General features: G+C 70.1%; 18 protein-coding genes. 10 read left to right on the top strand and 8 right to left on the bottom strand.

What is annotated here, in order from left to right; translation table 11 throughout:
* Nucleotides 1-110: 110 nt before the first annotated feature.
* The 6 genes from SSP08S_RS10610 to pgi all read left to right on the top strand — a co-directional run bounded on the left by SSP08S_RS10610 (nt 111) and on the right by pgi (nt 6,269).
* Complete coding sequence (locus SSP08S_RS10610) at nt 111-1,322, top strand: phosphoglycerate kinase (RefSeq protein WP_019067565.1); 1,212 nt, start codon at nt 111-113, stop codon at nt 1,320-1,322.
* A gap of 5 nt (nt 1,323-1,327) precedes the next feature.
* Nucleotides 1,328-2,104 (top strand): triose-phosphate isomerase, encoded by a 777-nt coding sequence (gene tpiA, locus SSP08S_RS10605; protein ID WP_019067564.1) that lies wholly within the window; start codon nt 1,328-1,330, stop codon nt 2,102-2,104.
* Between the two features lie 104 nt (nt 2,105-2,208).
* Nucleotides 2,209-2,442 (top strand): preprotein translocase subunit SecG, encoded by a 234-nt coding sequence (gene secG, locus SSP08S_RS10600; RefSeq protein WP_078532404.1) that lies wholly within the window; start codon nt 2,209-2,211, stop codon nt 2,440-2,442.
* A gap of 206 nt (nt 2,443-2,648) precedes the next feature.
* On the top strand, nt 2,649-2,984 hold the full coding sequence (locus SSP08S_RS10595; protein WP_003957010.1) for an RNA polymerase-binding protein RbpA: 336 nt from the start codon (nt 2,649-2,651) through the stop codon (nt 2,982-2,984).
* Nucleotides 2,985-3,116: 132 nt separating this feature from the next.
* Nucleotides 3,117-4,562 (top strand): MFS transporter, encoded by a 1,446-nt coding sequence (locus SSP08S_RS10590; protein WP_019067562.1) that lies wholly within the window; start codon nt 3,117-3,119, stop codon nt 4,560-4,562.
* A 54-nt stretch (nt 4,563-4,616) separates the two neighbouring features.
* Nucleotides 4,617-6,269, top strand: coding sequence for a glucose-6-phosphate isomerase (gene pgi / locus SSP08S_RS10585; protein ID WP_019067561.1), 1,653 nt, complete (start codon nt 4,617-4,619; stop codon nt 6,267-6,269).
* Between the two features lie 57 nt (nt 6,270-6,326).
* On the opposite strand, the gene pgl is transcribed toward pgi, so the two are convergent.
* The 5 genes from pgl to tkt are packed head-to-tail and all read right to left on the bottom strand — an operon-like array spanning nt 6,327 to nt 13,014.
* On the bottom strand, nt 6,327-7,109 hold the full coding sequence (gene pgl / locus SSP08S_RS10580) for a 6-phosphogluconolactonase (RefSeq protein ID WP_019067560.1): 783 nt from the start codon (nt 7,107-7,109) through the stop codon (nt 6,327-6,329).
* A 6-nt stretch (nt 7,110-7,115) separates the two neighbouring features.
* The gene (gene opcA / locus SSP08S_RS10575) at nt 7,116-8,249 is read right to left on the bottom strand and encodes a glucose-6-phosphate dehydrogenase assembly protein OpcA (RefSeq protein ID WP_019067559.1); all 1,134 of its coding nucleotides are present in this window, start codon (nt 8,247-8,249) and stop codon (nt 7,116-7,118) included.
* The gene (gene zwf, locus SSP08S_RS10570; protein ID WP_019067558.1) at nt 8,246-9,769 is read right to left on the bottom strand and encodes a glucose-6-phosphate dehydrogenase; all 1,524 of its coding nucleotides are present in this window, start codon (nt 9,767-9,769) and stop codon (nt 8,246-8,248) included. Before zwf ends, opcA begins: the two co-directional genes overlap by 4 nt.
* 4 nt (nt 9,770-9,773) lie before the next feature.
* Nucleotides 9,774-10,892: a transaldolase gene (gene tal, locus SSP08S_RS10565; RefSeq protein ID WP_019067557.1), complete on the bottom strand. Its 1,119-nt coding sequence runs from the start codon at nt 10,890-10,892 to the stop codon at nt 9,774-9,776.
* A gap of 34 nt (nt 10,893-10,926) precedes the next feature.
* Nucleotides 10,927-13,014 (bottom strand): transketolase, encoded by a 2,088-nt coding sequence (gene tkt / locus SSP08S_RS10560; protein WP_019067556.1) that lies wholly within the window; start codon nt 13,012-13,014, stop codon nt 10,927-10,929.
* A 356-nt stretch (nt 13,015-13,370) separates the two neighbouring features.
* Between tkt and SSP08S_RS10555 the strand changes: the two genes are divergently transcribed.
* The 4 genes from SSP08S_RS10555 to SSP08S_RS10540 all read left to right on the top strand — a co-directional run bounded on the left by SSP08S_RS10555 (nt 13,371) and on the right by SSP08S_RS10540 (nt 16,708).
* Nucleotides 13,371-14,324, top strand: a complete 954-nt coding sequence (locus SSP08S_RS10555; protein ID WP_051105887.1) for a heme o synthase — start codon at nt 13,371-13,373, stop codon at nt 14,322-14,324.
* 78 nt (nt 14,325-14,402) lie between these two features.
* Nucleotides 14,403-14,735 (top strand): hypothetical protein, encoded by a 333-nt coding sequence (locus tag SSP08S_RS10550; protein WP_019067554.1) that lies wholly within the window; start codon nt 14,403-14,405, stop codon nt 14,733-14,735.
* Nucleotides 14,736-14,842: 107 nt separating this feature from the next.
* A complete protein-coding gene (locus SSP08S_RS10545; protein WP_019067553.1) occupies nt 14,843-15,949 on the top strand; it encodes an amidohydrolase family protein in 1,107 nt (368 codons plus the stop codon).
* Between the two features lie 18 nt (nt 15,950-15,967).
* A complete protein-coding gene (locus SSP08S_RS10540) occupies nt 15,968-16,708 on the top strand; it encodes a nucleotidyltransferase domain-containing protein (RefSeq protein WP_019067552.1) in 741 nt (246 codons plus the stop codon).
* Between the two features lie 4 nt (nt 16,709-16,712).
* Here SSP08S_RS10540 and SSP08S_RS10535 read toward each other — a convergent pair whose 3' ends face one another.
* Genes SSP08S_RS10535 through SSP08S_RS10525 form a run of 3 tightly spaced genes read right to left on the bottom strand, consistent with a single transcriptional unit; the run spans nt 16,713 to nt 19,466 of the window.
* A complete protein-coding gene (locus SSP08S_RS10535; RefSeq protein WP_019067551.1) occupies nt 16,713-17,723 on the bottom strand; it encodes a COX15/CtaA family protein in 1,011 nt (336 codons plus the stop codon).
* A gap of 46 nt (nt 17,724-17,769) precedes the next feature.
* Complete coding sequence (locus SSP08S_RS10530) at nt 17,770-18,546, bottom strand: ABC transporter permease (RefSeq protein WP_019067550.1); 777 nt, start codon at nt 18,544-18,546, stop codon at nt 17,770-17,772.
* On the bottom strand, nt 18,543-19,466 hold the full coding sequence (locus tag SSP08S_RS10525) for an ABC transporter ATP-binding protein (RefSeq protein ID WP_026178366.1): 924 nt from the start codon (nt 19,464-19,466) through the stop codon (nt 18,543-18,545). The genes SSP08S_RS10530 and SSP08S_RS10525 overlap by 4 nt, the downstream gene beginning before the upstream one ends.
* Between the last annotated feature and the right edge of the window lie 18 nt (nt 19,467-19,484).

The following is a 19,484-nucleotide window of genomic DNA, read 5'->3' as shown; positions in this document are numbered from 1 at the left end:
CGCGCTGTCCGAGCCCTGCGCTGCGTAGTGATCGATCGCCTACTACGTAGTGATCGATCAGCCCTCTCGGATCCGAAGAGCCCGAAGAGCCTTCCCTAGGAGCCCCTTTCATGAAGACGATCGACGAACTTCTCGCCGAAGGCGTGGACGGCAAGCGGGTCTTCGTCCGCGCCGACCTCAACGTCCCGCTGGCCGACGGCCTCATCACCGACGACGGCCGCATCCGGGCCGTACTGCCCACGATCAAGGCCCTCGTCGAGGCCGGCGCCAAGGTGATCGTGGCCTCGCACCTCGGCCGCCCCAAGGGCGCCCCAGACCCGGCCTTCTCCCTCCTCCAGCCCGCCGAGCGCCTCGCCGAACTCCTCGGCGCGCCCGTCGCGTTCGCCCAGGACACCGTCGGCCCCGCCGCCCACGACGCGGTGCGGGGCCTGGAGCCCGGCCAGGTCGCGGTCATCGAGAACCTGCGCTTCAACGCCGGCGAGACCGCCAAGGACGACACCGAGCGCGGCGAGTTCGCCGACCAGCTCGCCGCCCTGGCCGATGTCTACGTGGGCGACGGTTTCGGCGCCGTGCACCGCAAGCACGCCTCCGTGTACGACCTCCCGGCCCGGCTGCCGCACTACGCCGGCTACCTCATCGCCACCGAGGTCGGCGTCCTGAAGAAGCTCACCGAGGACGTCAAGCGGCCCTACGTCGTCGCCCTCGGCGGCTCCAAGGTCTCCGACAAGCTCGCCGTCATCGACCAGCTCCTCGGCAAGGCCGACCGGCTGCTCATCGGCGGCGGCATGGCCTTCACCTTCCTCAAGGCCAAGGGCTACGAGATCGGCGCCTCCCTGGTCCAGGACGACCAGCTGCCCGCCGTCACCGAGTACGTCGAGCGCGCCGAGAAGAACGGCGTCGAACTGGTCGTACCCGTCGACGTCGTGGCCGCGACCGCCTTCCCGGACCTGAAGACGAAGGCCCCGTCCCACCCCGTCACCGTCGCCGCGGACGCCATCCCGGCCGACCACATGGGTCTCGACATCGGTCCCGAGACCGGTGCCCTGTACGCCTCGAAGCTCGCCGACGCGGCCACCATCTTCTGGAACGGCCCGATGGGCGTCTTCGAGCACCCCGACTACGCCGAGGGCACCAAGGCGGTCGCCCAGGCCCTCGTCGACTCCCAGGCCTTCACCGTCGTCGGCGGTGGCGACTCCGCCGCCGCCGTCCGCATCCTGGGCTTCGACGAGACGGCATTCGGACACATCTCGACCGGCGGCGGCGCCTCCCTCGAATACCTCGAGGGCAAGACGCTCCCCGGCCTCGCCGCACTGGAGGACTGACCTACATGAGCACGCGCACGCCGATCATGGCGGGCAACTGGAAGATGAACCTCAACCACCTCGAGGCCATCGCCCACGTCCAGAAGCTCGCCTTCGCCCTCGCGGACAAGGACTACGAGGCCGTCGAGGTCGCCGTCCTGCCGCCCTTCACCGACCTGCGCTCCGTGCAGACCCTGGTCGACGGCGACAAGCTCAAGATCAAGTACGGCGCCCAGGACATCTCGGCCCACGACTCCGGCGCCTACACCGGCGAGATCTCCGGAGCCATGCTGGCCAAGCTGAAGTGCACGTACGTGGCGATCGGCCACTCCGAGCGCCGCCAGTACCACGCCGAGACCGACGAGATCGTCAACACCAAGGTCAAGGCCGCCTACAAGCACGGCCTCACCCCGATCCTGTGCGTCGGCGAGGAACTGGAGATCCGCGAGGCGGGCAACCACGTCGCCCACACGCTCTCCCAGGTCGAGGGCGGCCTCAAGGACGTCCCGGCCGAGCAGGCCGAGTCGGTCGTCATCGCCTACGAGCCCGTCTGGGCCATCGGCACCGGCAAGGTCTGCGGCGCCGACGACGCCCAGGAGGTCTGCCAGGCCATCCGCGGCAAGCTCGCCGAGCTGTACACCCAGGAGCTCGCCGACCAGGTCCGCATCCAGTACGGCGGCTCCGTCAAGTCCGGCAACGTCGCCGAGATCATGGCCAAGCCCGACGTCGACGGCGCCCTGGTCGGCGGTGCCTCGCTGGACGCCGACGAGTTCGTCAAGATCGTGCGCTTCCGCGACCAGTGAGACCGTGAGTAGGCCTTAGCGACGATCCGTCGTACCCTTGCGGGGACATGGCTCCACGGCCGTGTCCCCGTCGTCCGTCCGAATCCGAGGAAGTTGGTCCAGCCGTGGTTTTGGGGTTCTCGATCGCCCTGATCGTCTTCAGCCTGCTGCTGATGCTGCTGGTGCTGATGCACAAGGGGAAGGGCGGCGGTCTCTCCGACATGTTCGGTGGCGGCATGGCGTCGTCCGTCGGTGGTTCTTCGGTCGCCGAGCGCAACCTCGACCGCATCACCGTGGTGCTCGGTCTGCTCTGGTTCGCCTGCATCGTCGTGCTCGGCCTGCTGATGAAGACGAACTGACCGCACGTTCCTTCGCACATTCCGTACGTAAGGCCCCATGTTCGGTACGCGCAGCTGAGCGCGGCCTATCATGGGGCTTGCGTCTAGGTGTAGGGGCTGTAACTCCAACCACTGGACGCGCGTTGGGCCTTACGTAGACTGAGGCGCTCGCAACGGAGCGAAACGCCGACTCGCTTCGCGGCACCATCACGCAGGGAGTTACGACCGTGGCAAGTGGCAACGCGATCCGTGGAAGCCGGGTCGGGGCGGGGCCGATGGGCGAGGCCGAGCGTGGCGAGTCCGCGCCCCGGCTGCGCATCTCCTTCTGGTGCTCCAACGGGCACGAGACGCAGCCCAGCTTCGCCAGCGACGCGCAGGTCCCCGACACCTGGGACTGCCCCCGCTGCGGCTTTCCCGCCGGACAGGACCGGGACAACCCGCCGGACCCGCCGCGCACCGAGCCCTACAAGACGCACCTCGCGTATGTACGGGAGCGGCGCAGCGACGCGGACGGCGAGGCGATCCTCGCCGAGGCACTCGCCAAACTGCGGGGAGAAATCTAGGAGTTGAACCGGCCGGACGCCCACAAGGTGTCTGGCCGGAGCTGTTTCCCACCCCGGCGTCCGGCCGCCTCCGGACCCATTGTCAGTGGCACCCTCTACGGTTTGTGCATCGACGAATCGTGAGGGGGAGCCGTGACGACGGTCGAGGTGACGGGCAGTCATGTGCCCGCGTGGCGCGGGGGGTTCGGGCGGCTGTGGAGCGCCGCCGTGATCTCCCGGTTCGGGGACGCGCTGCGCGGTGCCGCCCTGCCGCTGCTCGCCGTCTCGCTCACCGACCGGCCCCTGCTCATCGCCTCCGTGACCGCCTGCGGCTATCTGCCCTGGATCGTCTTCGGGCTGCTCGGCGGCGCCGTCGCCGACCGGGTGGACCAGCGGCGCGCGATGTGGACGGTGGACGCGGTCCGCGCCCTGCTCGTCGCCGCCTTCGCGGTGGCCGTCGCCCTAGGCCACGCCTCGATCCTCCTGCTCATCGCGCTGGCCTTCGCGCTGACCACACTCCAGACACTCTTCGACAACGCCTCTACGGCTCTGCTGCCGGCCCTCGTCGACCGCGCGGCGCTCAGCAGCGCCAACGCCCGGCTGATGACCGGCCAGCAGATCGCGGGCGGCCTGATAGGGGCGCCCGTGGTGCCCCTGCTGATCGCCGCCGGGGCGGCGGTGCCCTTCGTGGCCGACGCGGGGACCTTCCTGCTGGCCGCCGCGCTGGTCGCCTCCCTGCGGGCCGGCGCACCCGAGCGAGCGCCTAGGGCCTGTCGCGAAAGCCCCGCCTGCCCCGCGACGCCCGGCACGCACTCTCGCCGCACCGGGCACAAACCCAAGTACGTCCAGTACGAGGGCTTGCACCCGGCACGCCGAGAGCACGCACCAGACGCCGCGGGGCCCGCCCTCCGGGCGGACGACGGGACTTTCACAACAGGCCCTAGACCGGCGGGCGGCACCCTGCGCGGGGAGATCGCCGACGGGCTGCGCACCCTGTGGCGCGACCGGCCCCTGCGCGGGCTGTGCGCCGCGACGGCCCTGTGCAACATCGGCATGGGCGCGCTGATCGCCACCCTGGTCGTCCTGGTGACCGGCCGGCTGGACGCGGGCACCGCCGGATACGCGGCGGCGACCACCGCGTACACCGTCGGCGGCCTGGCCGGGGGAGTCCTGAACCGGCGGATCACGGCCCGGCTCGGCCCGCTGCGGAGCGTGTTGCTCGCGGGCCTGGTGCAGATCGTCGCCCTCGTCGTCATGGGCAGCGTGCGGAGCCTGACCGCCGTGGTGGCGGCCCTCGCGGTCTTCGGCTTCATGGGGATGCTGTGGAACGTCAACACGACCACGCTGATGCAGCAGCGCACCCCCGCCGACATGCTGGGCCGGGTCAGCTCCGCCTTCCGTACCCTGGCCGTCGCCGGAGCCCCGCTGGGCGCCCTCCTAGGCGGTGCCGCCGCCGAGGCCTGGGGACTGAACGCACCCGCGCTGCTCACCGCAGCCTTCTTCGTCCTGTCGGTCATCGCACTGATACCTGGGGTCAAGCCGGACGTACCTGTTGTTGCCCCGCAGGACAACGGGACGACCGCTCGCGCCACGGGCTGATCAATTAGGTTGGAACCGGCCCCCAGGTCGGTAGGAAAGAAGGCTGAAGTCGCAATGAACGCAGACGGCCGTACCAGGCTCAACCAGACGCCCGAGTGGACCGCACTGGCCAAGCACCGTAAGGAGCTCGGCGAGGTCCGGTTGCGGGAGCTGTTCGCCGCCGATCCCGGACGCGGCACCGGCTACACGCTCCGGGTCGGTGACCTGCACCTCGACTACTCGAAGCACCTCGTCACCGACGAGACCCTGCGGCTGCTGCACGCGCTGGCCGCCGCCACGGACGTGTTCGGCCTCCGGGACGCCATGTTCCGCGGCGAGAAGATCAACGTGACCGAGGACCGCGCGGTGCTGCACACCGCGCTGCGCGCCCCGCGTGACGCGGTCATCGAGGTCGACGGCGAGAACGTCGTGCCGGCCGTGCACGCGGTCCTCGACAAGATGGCGAACTTCGCCGAGCGGGTCCGCTCCGGCGAGTGGACCGGCCACACCGGCAAGCGCATCAAGAACATCGTCAACATCGGCATCGGCGGCTCCGACCTCGGCCCCGCGATGGCCTACGAGGTGCTGCGCAGCTTCACCGACCGCGAGTTGACGGTCCGCTTCGTGTCGAACGTGGACGGCGCCGACCTGCACGAGGCCACCCGCGACCTCGACCCGGCGGAGACGCTGTTCATCATCGCCTCGAAGACCTTCACCACCATCGAGACGATCACCAACGCGACCTCCGCCCGCGACTGGCTGCTCACCGAGCTGAAGGCCGGTCAGGACGCCGTCGCCAAGCACTTCGTGGCGCTCTCGACGAACGCCGGCAAGGTGAGCGAGTTCGGTATCGACACGGCCAACATGTTCGAGTTCTGGGACTGGGTCGGCGGGCGTTACTCGTACGACTCGGCGATCGGGCTGTCGCTGATGATCGCCATCGGCCCGGACCGCTTCCGGGAGATGCTCGACGGTTTCCACCTGGTCGACGAGCACTTCCGCACCGCGCCCGCCGAGTCCAACGTGCCTTTGCTGCTCGGCCTGTTGGGCGTCTGGTACGGCAACTTCCACGACGCCCAGTCGCACGCGGTCCTGCCGTACAGCCACTACCTGTCCAAGTTCACCGCGTATCTGCAGCAGTTGGACATGGAGTCCAACGGCAAGTACGTCGGCCGGGACGGCCAGGAGGTCGACTGGCAGACGGGCCCGGTGGTTTGGGGCACGCCGGGCACGAACGGGCAGCACGCCTACTACCAACTCATCCACCAGGGCACGAAGTTGATCCCGGCGGACTTCATCGGCTTCGCCGAGCCGGTGGCCGAGCTGAGCGACGGCCTCAAGGCGCAGCACGACCTCCTGATGGCCAACTTCTTCGCCCAGACACAGGCGTTGGCGTTCGGCAAGACGCCCGACGAGGTGCGCGCGGAGGGGGTCCCCGAGGAACTCGTGCCGCACAAGACGTTCAAGGGCAACCACCCCACGACCACGATCCTGGCCCGCGAGCTGACGCCCTCGGTGCTCGGCCAGCTCATCGCGCTCTACGAGCACAAGGTGTTCGTGCAGGGCGCGGTCTGGAACATCGACTCCTTCGACCAGTGGGGCGTCGAGTTGGGCAAGGTCCTCGCCAAGCGCGTCGAACCCGCGCTGACCGAAGGCGCGGACGTGCCGGGCCTGGACGCGTCGACGACGGCTCTGGTCACCAAGTACCGCGAGCTGCGCGGGCGTTGAGACAGCGAAGAGCCCGTACGACCGAAGTCGTACGGGCTCTTCAGCAGCACGCAGGCGTCAGGGCGAAGCCGGCGGATACAGCGCGCGGGGCAGTTGTGAGGCCGCCGCCGCGTCCAGCAGCCACAGGGTGCGGGAGCGGCCCTGGGCACCGGCGGCCGGTGCCTGGATCTCGCCCGCGCCGGACAGCGCGATCGCCGCGGCCTCCGCCTTGTCCTCGCCCGCCGCGAGCAGCCACACCTCACGGGCCGACCGGATCGCCGGCAGGGTCAGGGTGACCCGGGTCGGCGGCGGCTTGGGCGCTCCGTGCACGCCGACGACCGTGCGCTCGGTCTCCCGTACGGCGGGCAGCTCCGGGAAGAGCGACGCCACATGGGTGTCCGGGCCGACGCCCAGCATCAGGACGTCGAAGGTCGGCACGGAACCGTGGTTCTCGGGACCGGCGGACCGGGCGAGTTCCTCGGCGTAACCGGCCGCTGCGGCGTCCACGTCGGCGCCGTAGAGACCGTCCGAGGCGGGCATGGCGTGCACGCGCTTCGGGTCCAGCGGCACCGCGTCGAGCAGCGCCTCGCGGGCCTGGGTGACATTGCGGTCGGCGTCGCCCTCGGGCAGGAACCGCTCGTCGCCCCACCAGAGGTCCAGCCGGCCCCAGTCGATGGCGTCCCGCGCGGGCTGTCCCGCCAGGGCCGCCAGCAGACCGTTGCCGTTGCGACCGCCGGTGAGCACGATCGAGGCGTAGCCGCGCGAGGCCTGCGCGTCCACGATCTTCGTGATCAGCCGGGCCGCGGCGGCCTGGGCCATCAGTTCCTTGTCGCGGTGGACGACGAGCTGGGGAGTGCTCACTGCGGATCAGCCTTCTTGCTTCTTGACCGGGGGCATCTTCGCGGGGGTCGGCCGGTCGGCGTCACCCTGGCCCGCGGAAGCCGGACCGGAGGCCGAAGCCGACCCCGACGCGGCAGCCGGAGCCGACGCGGGCGCCGCCTCCGGTACCGCGCGCACCGGCAGCGCCGGTACAGGCTGGTCGGCAGCCGCCTCGGCCCGCTCCGCCGCCGACTGGATCCCGCCCAGCCGGTCCACGCCGAACCGCAGCGCGGAGGCGTAGGTGTCGTCCGGGTCGAGCCGGCGCAGCTCCTCCGCGAGGAGTTCGGACGTCTCGCGGCGCTTGAGGGCCACCGCGCGGTCCGGCTGGCCGGGCAGCGCCAGGGTGGCCATCGCCCCGTCCGACCGGTGCAGCGTGATGGGACCGCCGGTCGTCTCCAGGCGGACCTGGGTCAGACCGGGACCGGCCGAGACCGCCCGCCGGACATGCACGTGGAGGCGGTCGGCGAGCCACATCGCGAGCAGTTCGACGCTCGGGTTGGACTCCTCGCCCGCCACCTCGACGGAGACGATCTCCGAGGAGACCTGGTCGAGCGCGGCGGCCAGCATCGAACGCCACGGGGTGATCCGGGCCCAGGCCAGGTCGGTGTCGCCCGGTTCGTAGCTCTCGGCGCGGGACCGCAGCTCGTCGACGGGCTTCTCCGCCGCGTAGCTGTCGGTGACCCGGCGCTGGCTCAGGGCGCCCAGCGGATCGTTCGCCGGGTCGCGCGGCGCGTCCACCGACCACCAGACGACCACCGGCGCGTCCGGCAGCAGCAGCGGCAGCACCACCGACTGGGCGTGGTCGGAGACCTCGCCGTACAGCCGCAGGACGACCGTCTCGCCGCTGCCCGCGTCCGTACCCACCCGTACCTCGGCGTCGAGGCGGGACTGGGTGCGGTCCCGGGGCGAGCGCGAGACGCGCTTGATGACGACGAGCGTGCGCGAGGGGTGCTCGCGCGACGCGTCGTTGGCGGCCTTCAGGGCGTCGTAGGCGTTCTCCTCGTCCGTGACGACGACGAGGGTGAGCACCATGCCGACGGCCGGGGTGCCGATGGCGCGGCGGGCCTTCACCAGCCCCTTGTTGATCTTGCTGGCAGTGGTGTCGGTGAGGTCTATCTTCATGGCCGGCGCCAGCTCCGTCCCTCTCGTGCGAGCATTTCGTCGGCCTCGACCGGACCCCAGGTGCCGGACTGGTACTGCGCCGGCTTGCCGTGCTTGTCCCAGTAGCGCTCGATCGGGTCGAGGATCTTCCAGGACAGCTCGACCTCCTCGGTGCGCGGGAAGAGGTTCGAGTCGCCCAGGAGGACGTCGAGGATCAGCCGCTCGTACGCCTCGGGGCTCGACTCCGTGAACGACTCGCCGTAGGCGAAGTCCATGGAGACGTCCCGGATCTCCATCGAGGTGCCGGGGACCTTGGAGCCGAAACGGACCGTGACGCCCTCGTCGGGCTGGACGCGGAAGACGATCGCGTTCTGGCCCAGCTCCTCCGTCGCCGTCTGGTCGAAGGGGGAGTGCGGGGCGCGCTGGAAGACGACCGCGATCTCGGTGACGCGGCGGCCCAGGCGCTTGCCGGTGCGCAGGTAGAAGGGGACGCCCGCCCAGCGGCGGTTGTCGACCTCGACCTTGATGGCGGCGTAGGTGTCGGTCTTCGACTGCGGGTCGATGCCGTCTTCCTGGAGGTAGCCGACGGCCTTCTCGCCGCCCTGCCAGCCCTCGGCGTACTGCCCGCGGACCGTGTTCTTGCCCAGGTCCTTCGGCAGCCGTACCGCGCCGAGCACCTTCTCCTTCTCGGCGGCCAGCGCGTCGGCGGAGAAGGAGGACGGCTCCTCCATCGCGGTCAGCGCCATCAGCTGGAGCAGGTGGTTCTGGATGACGTCACGGGCGGCGCCGATGCCGTCGTAGTAGCCGGCCCGGCCGCCGATGCCGATGTCCTCGGCCATCGTGATCTGCACGTGGTCCACGAAGGACCGGTTCCAGATCGGCTCGAACATCGTGTTGGCGAAGCGGAGCGCCAGGATGTTCTGGACGGTCTCCTTGCCGAGGTAGTGGTCGATGCGGAAGACCTGGTCGGCGGCGAAGACCTCGTGCACGACCTTGTTGAGGTCCTCGGCCGACTTGAGGTCGTGGCCGAAGGGCTTCTCGATGACCGCGCGGCGCCAGGAACCCTTCTCCTGGTCGGCGAGACCGTGCTTCTTCAGCTGCTGGATGACGACCGGGAAGGAGCGCGGCGGCACCGACAGATAGAAGGCGAAGTTGCCGCCCGTGCCCTGCGCCTTGTCCAGTTCGTCGATCGTGTCACGGAGCCGCTCGAACGCGTCGTCGTCGTCGAAGGTGCCCTGGACGAAGCGCATCCCCTGGACGAGCTGCTGCCAGACCTCCTCACGGAACGGCGTACGGGCGTGCTCCTTGACCGCGTCGTGGACCTCCTGCGCGAAGTCCTCGTGGGCCCACTCGCGCCGGGCGAAGCCGACGAGCGAGAAACCCGGCGGCAGCAGACCACGGTTGGCGAGGTCGTACACGGCGGGCATCAGCTTTTTGCGTGACAAATCGCCTGTGACGCCGAAGATGACCAGGCCCGACGGCCCCGCGATACGCGGGAGCCGTCGGTCGGCGGGGTCACGCAGCGGGTTGCTGCTCGACAAGGTTTCAGCCCTCCGAGGGGGCGAGGCGCGAAAGCTCCGCCTCGGTCGACTTGAGCAGGTCGGTCCAGGCCGCCTCGAACTTCTCGACGCCCTCGTCCTCCAGCAGCTGCACCACCTCGTCGTACGAGATACCGAGCGCCTCTACGGCGTCGAGCTCGGCGCGGGACTGCTCGTACGTGCCGGCGATGGTGTTGCCGGTGATCTGACCGTGGTCCTCGGTGGCCTCGAGAGTGGCCTCCGGCATGGTGTTCACCGTGTTCGGCGCCACCAGGTCGTCCACGTACAGGGTGTCCTTGTACGCCTTGTCCTTGACACCGGTCGAGGCCCACAGCGGACGCTGCTTGTTGGCCTGCGCCTTGTCCAGGGCCAGCCAGCGGTCGGAGGAGAAGACCTCCTCGTACGCCTGGTAGGCGAGGCGGGCGTTGGCGAGACCGGCCTTGCCGCGGGCCGCCTTGGCCGCGTCGGTGCCGAGCGCGTCGATCCGCTTGTCGATCTCGGTGTCCACGCGGGACACGAAGAAGGACGCCACCGAGTGGATCTTGGAGAGGTCCAGGCCGCGCTCCTTGGCCTTCTCCAGGCCGGTGATGAACGCGTCCATGACCTCGCGGTAGCGCTCCAGCGAGAAGATCAGCGTGACGTTGACGCTGATGCCCAGGCCGATGGTCTCGGCGATCGCCGGGAGGCCCGCCCTGGTCGCCGGGATCTTGATCAGGGTGTTGGGACGGTCCACCAGCCAGGCCAGCTGCTTGGCCTCGGCGACCGTCGCCGCCGTGTTGTGGGCCAGGCGCGGGTCGACCTCGATCGACACGCGGCCGTCCTGGCCGCCGCTCGCGTCGTAGACCGGGCGCAGGATGTCGGCGGCGTCACGGACGTCCGCCGTCGTGATCATGCGGAGCGCTTCTTCGACGGTGACCTTGCGGGCGGCGAGGTCGGTGAGCTGCTGCTCGTAACCGTCGCCCGACGAGATGGCCTTCTGGAAGATCGACGGGTTGGTGGTGACGCCCACGACGTGCTGCTGGTCGATCAGTTCGGCGAGGTTGCCGGACGTGATCCGCTTGCGCGACAGGTCGTCCAGCCAGATCGCGACGCCTTCCTCGGAGAGGCGCTTGAGTGCGTCTGTCATGGAAAATGCATCTCCTACGTGTCGTTTGTCAGCGTCAGCTCTGGGCGGCGGCGAGGGATTCCCGGGCCTTGGCGGCCACATTCTCGGCAGTGAAGCCGAACTCCTGGAAGAGCACCTTGCCGTCGGCGGAAGCCCCGAAGTGCTCCAGGGAAACGATGCGGCCGGCGTCCCCGACGAAGCGGTACCAGGTCAGACCGATCCCGGCCTCGACCGCGACCCGCGCCTTGACCGACGGCGGCAGCACGCTGTCGCGGTACTCCTTGTCCTGCGCGTCGAACCACTCCACACACGGCATGGACACGACCCGCGTCGGCACCCCGGAGGCCTCCAGCTGCTCGCGCGCCTCGACGGCCAGGTGCACCTCGGAACCGGTACCGATGAGGATCACCTCGGGCGTACCCGTGGACGCCTCGAACAGGACGTAACCGCCCTTGGCGGTGCCCTCGTTGGCCTCGTACGTCGGCACACCCTGACGCGTCAGCGCGAAGCCGTGCGGGGCGCCCTCGCCGTAGACCTTGGTGTAGCGGCGCAGGACCTCGCGCCAGGCGATCGCGGTCTCGTTGGCGTCGGCCGGGCGGATCACGTTCAGGCCCGGGATGGCGCGCAGCGAGGCGAGGTGCTCGACCGGCTGGTGCGTGGGGCCGTCCTCGCCGAGGCCGATGGAGTCGTGCGTCCACACGTACGTCACCGGTACGTGCATCAGCGCGGAGAGACGGACCGCGTTGCGCATGTAGTCGGAGAAGACGAGGAACGTACCGCCGTAGACACGGGTGTTGCCGTGCAGCGTGATGCCGTTCATCTCCGCGGCCATGGAGTGCTCGCGGATGCCGAAGTGGATCGTGCGGCCGTACGGGTTCGCCTCCGGGAGCGGGTTGTCCGCGGGGAGGAACGACGAGGTCTTGTCGATCGTCGTGTTGTTCGAGCCCGCGAGGTCGGCCGAGCCGCCCCACAGCTCCGGGATGACCGCGCCGAGCGCCTGGAGGACCTTGCCGGACGCGGCACGGGTGGCGACACCCTTGCCCGCCTCGAACACCGGGAGCTTGTCCTCCCAGCCGGCCGGCAGCTCGCCCGCGGCGATGCGGTCGTACTCGGCGGCGCGCTCCGGGTTGTTGGTGCGCCACTCCTGGTACGACGGCTCCCACGCGGCCTTCGCCTCGCGGCCCCGCTCCAGCGCCTGACGGGTGTGCTTGAGGACGTCGTCGGAGACGTCGAAGGACTTCTCCGGGTCGAAGCCGAGAACGCGCTTGGTGGCCGCGACCTCGTCGGCGCCGAGCGCCGAGCCGTGCGCGGCCTCGGTGTTCTGCGCGTTCGGCGCGGGCCAGGCGATGATCGAGCGCATCGCGATGAACGACGGCTTGTTCGTCACCTTCTTCGCGGCCTCGATGGCGTTGTAGATGGCGTGCGGGTCCAGGTCGCCGTCCGGCTTCGGGGCGACGCGCTGGACGTGCCAGCCGTAGGCCTCGTAGCGCTTGACGGTGTCCTCGGAGACCGCGGTCTCGGTGTCGCCCTCAATGGAGATGTGGTTGTCGTCCCACAGGAGGATGAGATTGCCGAGCTCCTGGTGGCCGGCGAGCGAAGAGGCCTCTCCGGAGATGCCCTCCTGGAGACAGCCGTCACCGGCGATCGCGAAGATGTAGTGGTCGAACGGGGACTCGCCCTGCGGGGCGTCCGGGTCGAACAGACCGCGCTCGTAGCGGGCGGCCATGGCCATGCCCACGGCGTTGGCGACACCCTGGCCCAGCGGGCCGGTCGTCGTCTCCACTCCGGTGGTGTGGCCGTACTCGGGGTGACCCGGAGTCTTCGAGCCCCAGGTGCGGAACGCTTCCAGGTCGGCCAGCTCCAGGCCGAAACCGGCCAGATAGAGCTGTGTGTAGAGGGTCAGGGACGAGTGGCCGGCGGACAGCACGAACCGGTCGCGCCCCACCCAGTCGGCGTCGGCGGGGTCGTGCCGCATCACCTTCTGGAAGAGGGTGTAGGCGGCGGGCGCGAGGCTCATGGCCGTACCGGGATGGCCGTTACCGACCTTCTGTACGGCATCGGCGGCCAGGACGCGGGCGGTGTCCACGGCCCGCTGGTCCAACTCGGTCCACTCGAGGTCTGTGGTGGTCGGCTTGGTGCTCACCCTGAGTCAGGGCTCCTCTCCACATGTCACGCATGTCGGATGCCGGTGCACTTGGCGCCCACCGGCCGTTGTCGAGCCTACCCCCGTAAGAACGTGCATTTTTTCGAGTCATTCCAGACTGCCGGGACTCTCGCGGATCCGCCTCCCGACTGGCCCGTTTCGTATTCGGCAACTGAATACGGAGGTGCTCGTTCGAGTGCTCAACAGAGTGCTGATCAGCTCTTCCGGGGGTGCCGTCCAACACGACCCCACCCCCGCGAATGTCCGGGTCTGGGCAACGTCTACAGTGGCGTGGTACGCGCGAGCCTTTACCGGGAGTTCACACCCGGAGGCTCGCTGGGATGTCTCTGTCAGGGGTGTGCGTGACGGCCGTTGAATCCCGTCCAGCGGGGATTGTCGGGGCGAGTCAGAGCCCGAGCCGGCGGCCGATCGGGGCCCGGGTCATGGCGTTCGTGGCGCTGACCAAGCCGCGGATCATCGAGCTGTTGCTGATCACCACCGTTCCGGTGATGTTCCTGGCCCAGCAGGGTGTGCCCGACCTCAAGCTGGTCCTCCTCACCTGCCTCGGCGGCTATCTCTCCGCCGGTGGCGCGAACGCGCTCAACATGTACATCGACCGCGACATCGACGCGCTCATGGACCGCACCTCGCAGCGCCCCCTCGTCACCGGGATGGTCAGCCCCCGCGAGTGCCTCGCCTTCGGCATCACCCTCGCCGTCGTCTCGACACTCCTCTTCGGCCTGACCGTCAACTGGCTGTCCGCGTGGCTCGCGCTCGGAGCGCTCCTCTTCTACGTCGTCGTCTACACGATGATCCTCAAACGACGTACCTCGCAGAACATCGTGTGGGGCGGAATCGCCGGCTGCCTTCCGGTCCTCATCGGCTGGTCCGCGGTCAAGGACTCCATGTCCTGGGCCCCGATCATTCTCTTCCTCGTCATGTTCTTCTGGACGCCGCCGCACTACTGGCCGCTCTCCATGAAGGTCAAGGACGACTACGCGCGCGTGGGCGTGCCGATGCTCCCGGTCGTCGCCTCCAACAAGGTGGTCGCCCGGCAGATCGTGATCTACAGCTGGGTCATGGTCGCCGTCTCCCTCCTCCTCACACCCCTCGGCTACACCGGCTGGTTCTACACCCTGGTCGCCCTGCTGGCCGGCGGCTTCTGGCTCTGGGAGGCGCACGGCCTCCAGAACCGCGCCAAGGCCGAGGTGACGGGCGGCAAGCTCAAGGAGATGCGGCTCTTCCACTGGTCGATCACCTACGTGTCGATCCTCTTCGTGGCGATCGCGGTGGACCCCTTCCTCAGGTAGTGCGCTACCTCCTCCTGAGGTAGGAGTCACTCCCCCCGCCCGTCGCCGTTCGACCTACCCGTCGGTAGCATCCTGGCCATGGCAGACACGCAGCAGGTTGACGCGAAGGCCGAGCGCCAGGTGGCCCGCCTCGCCAAGCAGATCGGCACCTTCTCCAAGGCGCACGGCGGGGCCGAGGGCCAGGTCGCGTACATCGGGGAACGCGGCGCCCGCATCGTCCTCGTCGGCGAGGACGGCGGCTGGGGAGACCTGGTGGCCACGACCTACGAGATCGCCCAGCAGGCCGTCGAGAAGTCCGGCATCACCGTCCACGAGGCCTTCGACGGCGAGTTCGCGTCGAAGGTGACGACGGGGCGGTACGAGTGGAAGCGGATGGCAGGAATCCAGATCGGCGGCCCGAGCAACGGCTGACGACTGGGCGCCCCCCTCACACGGGGTGCGTACCAGCAACACCTCACCCCCGGTTCACCCGTTAGGCCCCGTACAAGCGACGCGGTCAACTGCCACGGGGAGCCCGGATGATCGAAACGCCGTCCCTCGTGGACCAGTACTGCCACGGCGTACTGAGAACGGAGCTGGGCCTCGGCACCTTCGAGGCCCAACTCGCCCGCACCGAGGGCCCACCCGCCCCCGGCACCACCCTCTTCGACACCCAGACCGGATTCGCCGTACGGCGCTGGTGCCCGCCGCTGCTCGGTCTGGAGCCGCACTGTCCGCCCGCCCGCTATCTCGCCCGGCGCCGTGAACTCGGCGTACTGGAGGCGGGCCGCAGGCTGCTGCGCGGCAGTGGCATCACGACGTATCTGATCGACACCGGCCTGCCCGGTGACCTCACAGGGCCCGCCGAGATGGCGAACGCCGGCCAGGCGGACGCGCGGGAGATCGTCCGCCTCGAACTCCTCGCCGAACAGGTCGCCGACACCTCCGGCACCGTCGAGTCCTTCCTCGCCAACCTCGCCGAGTCGGTGCACGGCGCCGCGGCCGGCGCGGTGGCCTTCACCTCCGTGGCGGGTGTACGGCACGGTCTCGCGCTCGCGCCGGAACCGCCCGGCCCGGGCGAGGTCCGGGGCGCGGCGGCCCGCTGGCTGGCGGGCCGGCGGGTGGGCGGCCCGCTCACCGATCCCGTGCTCCTACGACACCTGCTGTGGATCGCCGTGGCGTCCGGGCTGCCCCTCCAGCTGCACGCGGGACTCGGCGAACCGGGCCTGCGGATCGACCGCACCGACCCCGTCCTGCTCACCGACTTCGTGCGCGCGACGGCCGGGCTCGGCACCGACCTCGTGCTGCTGCACAGCTACCCGTACCACCGGCACGCGGCCCATCTCGCCGGCGTCTTCCCGCACGTCTACGCCGACTCCGGCGCCGCCCTCGTCCGCACCGGCGCCCGGGCCGCGACCGTGCTCGCCGAGATCCTGGAGCTTGCCCCCTTCGGGAAGATCCTGTTCTCCAGCGGGGCCCACGGGCTGCCCGAACTGCATGTCGTGGGCGCGCGGTTGTTCCGCGAGGCGCTCGGGCGGGTGCTCGGCAACTGGGTCGCCGAGGGGGCCTGGTCCCTTGCCGACGCGCAGCGGGTCGCGGGACTGATCGCGGTCGGCAACGCGAAACGGGTGTACGGGCTGGAGTGAGCTGTACAGACTGGGCCAATGCCGACCGACGCGTTGCTCGACCGCTTCCTGAACGAACTGGCCCCCCTGAAGCCCGTCGCCGTGTGGGCCCACGGTTCGCTCGCCGGGGGCGACTACCAGGAGGGGCGCAGCGACCTGGACCTGATAGCCATCCTGGACCACCCCCTCAAGCCGAGCACGGCCCGCCAACTCGTCGCCCTGCACCGGGGGTTGCGCACCGACCCCCTCGCCACCCACCTGCACTGCAGCTACCTCGCCCCCGGCACCCAGGACGCCCCGAACCAACGGCACCTCACCTGGGCCCACGACCATGTCACCCGTCGGCCCGTCACGCCCGTGACCCGGCGTGAACTGCACGACTTCGGGCGGGTGTTGCAGGGCGGATCACCGAAAGAACTGCTGCCGACCGTGACGGACCAGGAGCTGGGCGAGTTCGTCGTACGCGACCAGCGGGAGTACTGGCGGCCGGCCGTGGACAAGCCGCAGCTCTGGCTCCAGGACATCTGGGTCGACGTGGGCCTGACCACCTTCGCCCGCGCGACCGTCACCCGACGGGAGGGCCGCCTGATCACCAAGCGCGAGGCCCTCGACATACTGCCCGGCCTCGGGGCCCCGGCGGAGGTCGTGGAGGACGTCGTACGACGGCGTTACGACGATCCCGCACCCTCCGGAGAGGGCGACTGGCCCGACCGCCGGGCGAAGCTGACCCGGGCCTATCTCGGCCCGGCGATCGACGAGTTGGTCACCCGCTACGGGTGATGCCTCACGCGCGCGTGGGCAGCGACTGCTCCACCGACGGACCCGGCAGGTCCGCCACGACGGCCGGCCGCTCGCGCAGCGACAGCAGCACCCGCAGCACCCCGATCCACACCAGGCAGGAGCCGAGCATGTGGAGGGCGACGAGGGCCTCGGGGAGGTTGGTGAAGTACTGGACGTAACCGATGACGCCCTGGGAGAGCAGGATCAGGAACAGCTCGCGGGTGCGGTCCAGGGGGCCCTTGGGGGCGTCGACCGCCTTGAGGACGAACCACAGGGCGAACGTCAGCGTGACCACGATCCAGGCGAGCACCGCGTGCAGCTTGGCGACCGTCTCCCAGTCGATCGGGATCCGGTCGACCTCCTTGGAGTCGCCCGCGTGCGGGCCCGCACCGGTCACCACCGTGCCGACCGCGATCAGCAGCACGGAGGCGGTGACCAGGAACCACACCAACTGCTGCACGGCCTTGCCGACCAGCGGCTTGGCCTCCGCGTCACCCTCCCGGCTGCGCTGCCACATCAGCGTGGCGACCGCGATCAGCGCCGAGGAGAGCAGGAAGTGGGCCGCGACCGTGTACGGGTTGAGGCCGACGAGAACCACGATCCCGCCGAGGATCGCGTTGCTCATCACGATCCAGAACTGCGCCCAGCCCAGCCGGGTGAGGGTGCGGCGGTACGGCTTCTCCGAGCGCGCGGCGATGATCGCCCAGCCGACGGCGGCACACAGCACGTACGTCAGCATCCGGTTGCCGAACTCGATGGCACCGTGGAAGCCCATCGCGCTCGTCGTGGTCAGCGAGTCGTCCGTGCACTTGGGCCAGGTCGGGCAGCCGAGCCCCGACCCCGTCAGCCGCACGGCACCGCCGGTGACCACGATGACCACCGACATCACGAGCGCGGCGAGAGCCGCCCGCCGAACCGTCCGGGGATCCGGGGTCCAGCGTGCGGCGATGAAGGCGAGGGGGTTGCGCGCGGCGGCTACGACATCGGCGCGGGTCACGTTTGGCACGGGGACCATCGTAGGGGGGTGCTTGTGCACGCTTTCACGAGGGTCCGGTGCCGGCCTACTCCCAGCGGAAGAACGCCCCCGCCGCACCCAGCCCGAGGACCGCCCAGACGCCCAGGATCCCCAGGTCGCCCCACGGCATTCCCGCCCCGTGCTGGAGCACGTCCCGCAGTCCGTCCGAGAGTGCCGAGATGGGCAGGAGCCCCAGCACGTCCTGGACCCCCGACGGGTACTTGTCCATCGGCACGATCACCCCGCCGCCGACCAGGAGCAGCAGGAACACCAGGTTCGCGGCGGCGAGCGTCGCCTCCGCCTTCAGGGTGCCCGCCATCAGGAGGCCGAGGCCCGAGAAGGCCGCCGTGCCGAGGATCAGGAGCAGGAGGACCGCGAGGGGGTTGCCGTGCGGGGACCAGCCCAGCGCGAAGGCGATCGCCGTCAGCAGGACGATCTGGAGGACCTCCGTGACGAGCACCGACGCCGTCTTCGCGGTCATCAGGCCCCAGCGCGGGAGCGGGGAGGACGCGAGGCGCTTCAGGACGCCGTAGCGGCGCTCGAAGCCCGTCGCGATGGCCTGGCCCGTGAACGCCGTCGACATCACGGCGAGGGCGAGGATGCCGGGGGCGAGGAAGTCGACGGACTTGCCCTTGCCCGTGTCGACGATGTCCACCGAGCTGAAGAGGACCAGCAGGAGGGTCGGGATGACCACCGTGAGGAGGAGCTGTTCGCCGTTCCGTAGAAGCATCTTCGTTTCGAGGGCCGCCTGCGCCGCGATCATGCGGGGGAGCGGGGCCGCCCCCGGCTGCGGGGTGTACGTCCCCGGAACAGTCGTCGTCATGAGCGCAGCTCCTTGCCGGTCAGTTCCAGGAAAACGTCCTCCAGGGTGTGCCGTTCGACCGAGATCTTCTCCGGCATCACCCCGTGCTGCGCGCACCACGAGGTGACCGTGGCGAGGAGCTGCGGGTCGACCTTGCCGCCGACGCGGTAGGAGCCCGGGGTCAGTTCGGCGGCCGTGGAGTCGGCCGGGAGGGCCTTCAGCAGGGAGCCGACGTCGAGGCCGGGGCGGCCGGTGAAGCGGAGGGTGTTCTCGGCGCCGCCCCGGCAGAGCTCCTCGGGGGAGCCGTGCGCGATGACCTTGCCGGCGTCGATGACGGCGACGTCGTCGGCGAGCTGTTCGGCCTCGTCCATGTGGTGGGTCGTGAGGACGACGGAGACGCCGTCCGCGCGGAGGTCGCGGATCAGGTCCCAGGTGGCGCGGCGGGCCTGCGGGTCGAGGCCCGCGGTCGGCTCGTCCAGGAAGACCAGTTCGGGGCGGCCCACGACGGCCATCGCCAGCGCGAGGCGCTGCTGCTGGCCGCCGGAGAGACGGCGGTAGGTCGTGCGGCCGCAACTGCCGAGGCCCAGGCGCTCGATGAGGGCGTCCACGTCCAGCGGGTGCGCGTGCAGCTTGGCGACATGGCGGAGCATCTCGTCGGCGCGGGCGCCCGAGTAGACCCCGCCGGACTGGAGCATCACGCCGATTCTGGGGCGCAGCGCGGCGGACTCGCGGACCGGGTCGAGGCCCAGGACGCGCACCGTGCCGGAGTCCGGCTTCCGGTACCCCTCGCAGGTCTCGACCGTGGTCGTCTTGCCCGCCCCGTTGGGACCCAGCACTGCGGTGACACCCGCATCGGCCACCAGGTCGAGGCCGTTCACCGCGGTCTTCGTGCCGTACCGCTTCACCAGGGCCTGGACCTGGAGCACGGGCTCGCTTCGCATGGGCCCGAGTCTAGGTAC

Origin of the sequence: Streptomyces hokutonensis (assembly GCF_000376565.1) — a bacterium.
Lineage (GTDB): Bacteria > Actinomycetota > Actinomycetes > Streptomycetales > Streptomycetaceae > Streptomyces > Streptomyces hokutonensis.
Note: the sequence above shows the minus strand (reverse complement) of the source record. Positions and strands in the feature narration are given on the sequence as shown.

Excerpts from the sequence above, each read along its gene's own strand:
- SSP08S_RS10610 (WP_019067565.1), top strand. The coding sequence starts at position 111 with ATGAAGACGATCGACGAACTTCTCGCCGAAGGCGTGGACGGCAAGCGG.
- tpiA (WP_019067564.1), top strand. The coding sequence starts at position 1,328 with ATGAGCACGCGCACGCCGATCATGGCGGGCAACTGGAAGATGAACCTC.
- pgi (WP_019067561.1), top strand. The coding sequence starts at position 4,617 with ATGAACGCAGACGGCCGTACCAGGCTCAACCAGACGCCCGAGTGGACC.
- opcA (WP_019067559.1), bottom strand. The coding sequence starts at position 8,249 with ATGAAGATAGACCTCACCGACACCACTGCCAGCAAGATCAACAAGGGG.
- tal (WP_019067557.1), bottom strand. The coding sequence starts at position 10,892 with ATGACAGACGCACTCAAGCGCCTCTCCGAGGAAGGCGTCGCGATCTGG.
- SSP08S_RS10550 (WP_019067554.1), top strand. The coding sequence starts at position 14,403 with ATGGCAGACACGCAGCAGGTTGACGCGAAGGCCGAGCGCCAGGTGGCC.
- SSP08S_RS10545 (WP_019067553.1), top strand. The coding sequence starts at position 14,843 with ATGATCGAAACGCCGTCCCTCGTGGACCAGTACTGCCACGGCGTACTG.
- SSP08S_RS10540 (WP_019067552.1), top strand. The coding sequence starts at position 15,968 with ATGCCGACCGACGCGTTGCTCGACCGCTTCCTGAACGAACTGGCCCCC.
- SSP08S_RS10535 (WP_019067551.1), bottom strand. The coding sequence starts at position 17,723 with ATGGTCCCCGTGCCAAACGTGACCCGCGCCGATGTCGTAGCCGCCGCG.
- SSP08S_RS10530 (WP_019067550.1), bottom strand. The coding sequence starts at position 18,546 with ATGACGACGACTGTTCCGGGGACGTACACCCCGCAGCCGGGGGCGGCC.
- SSP08S_RS10525 (WP_026178366.1), bottom strand. The coding sequence starts at position 19,466 with ATGCGAAGCGAGCCCGTGCTCCAGGTCCAGGCCCTGGTGAAGCGGTAC.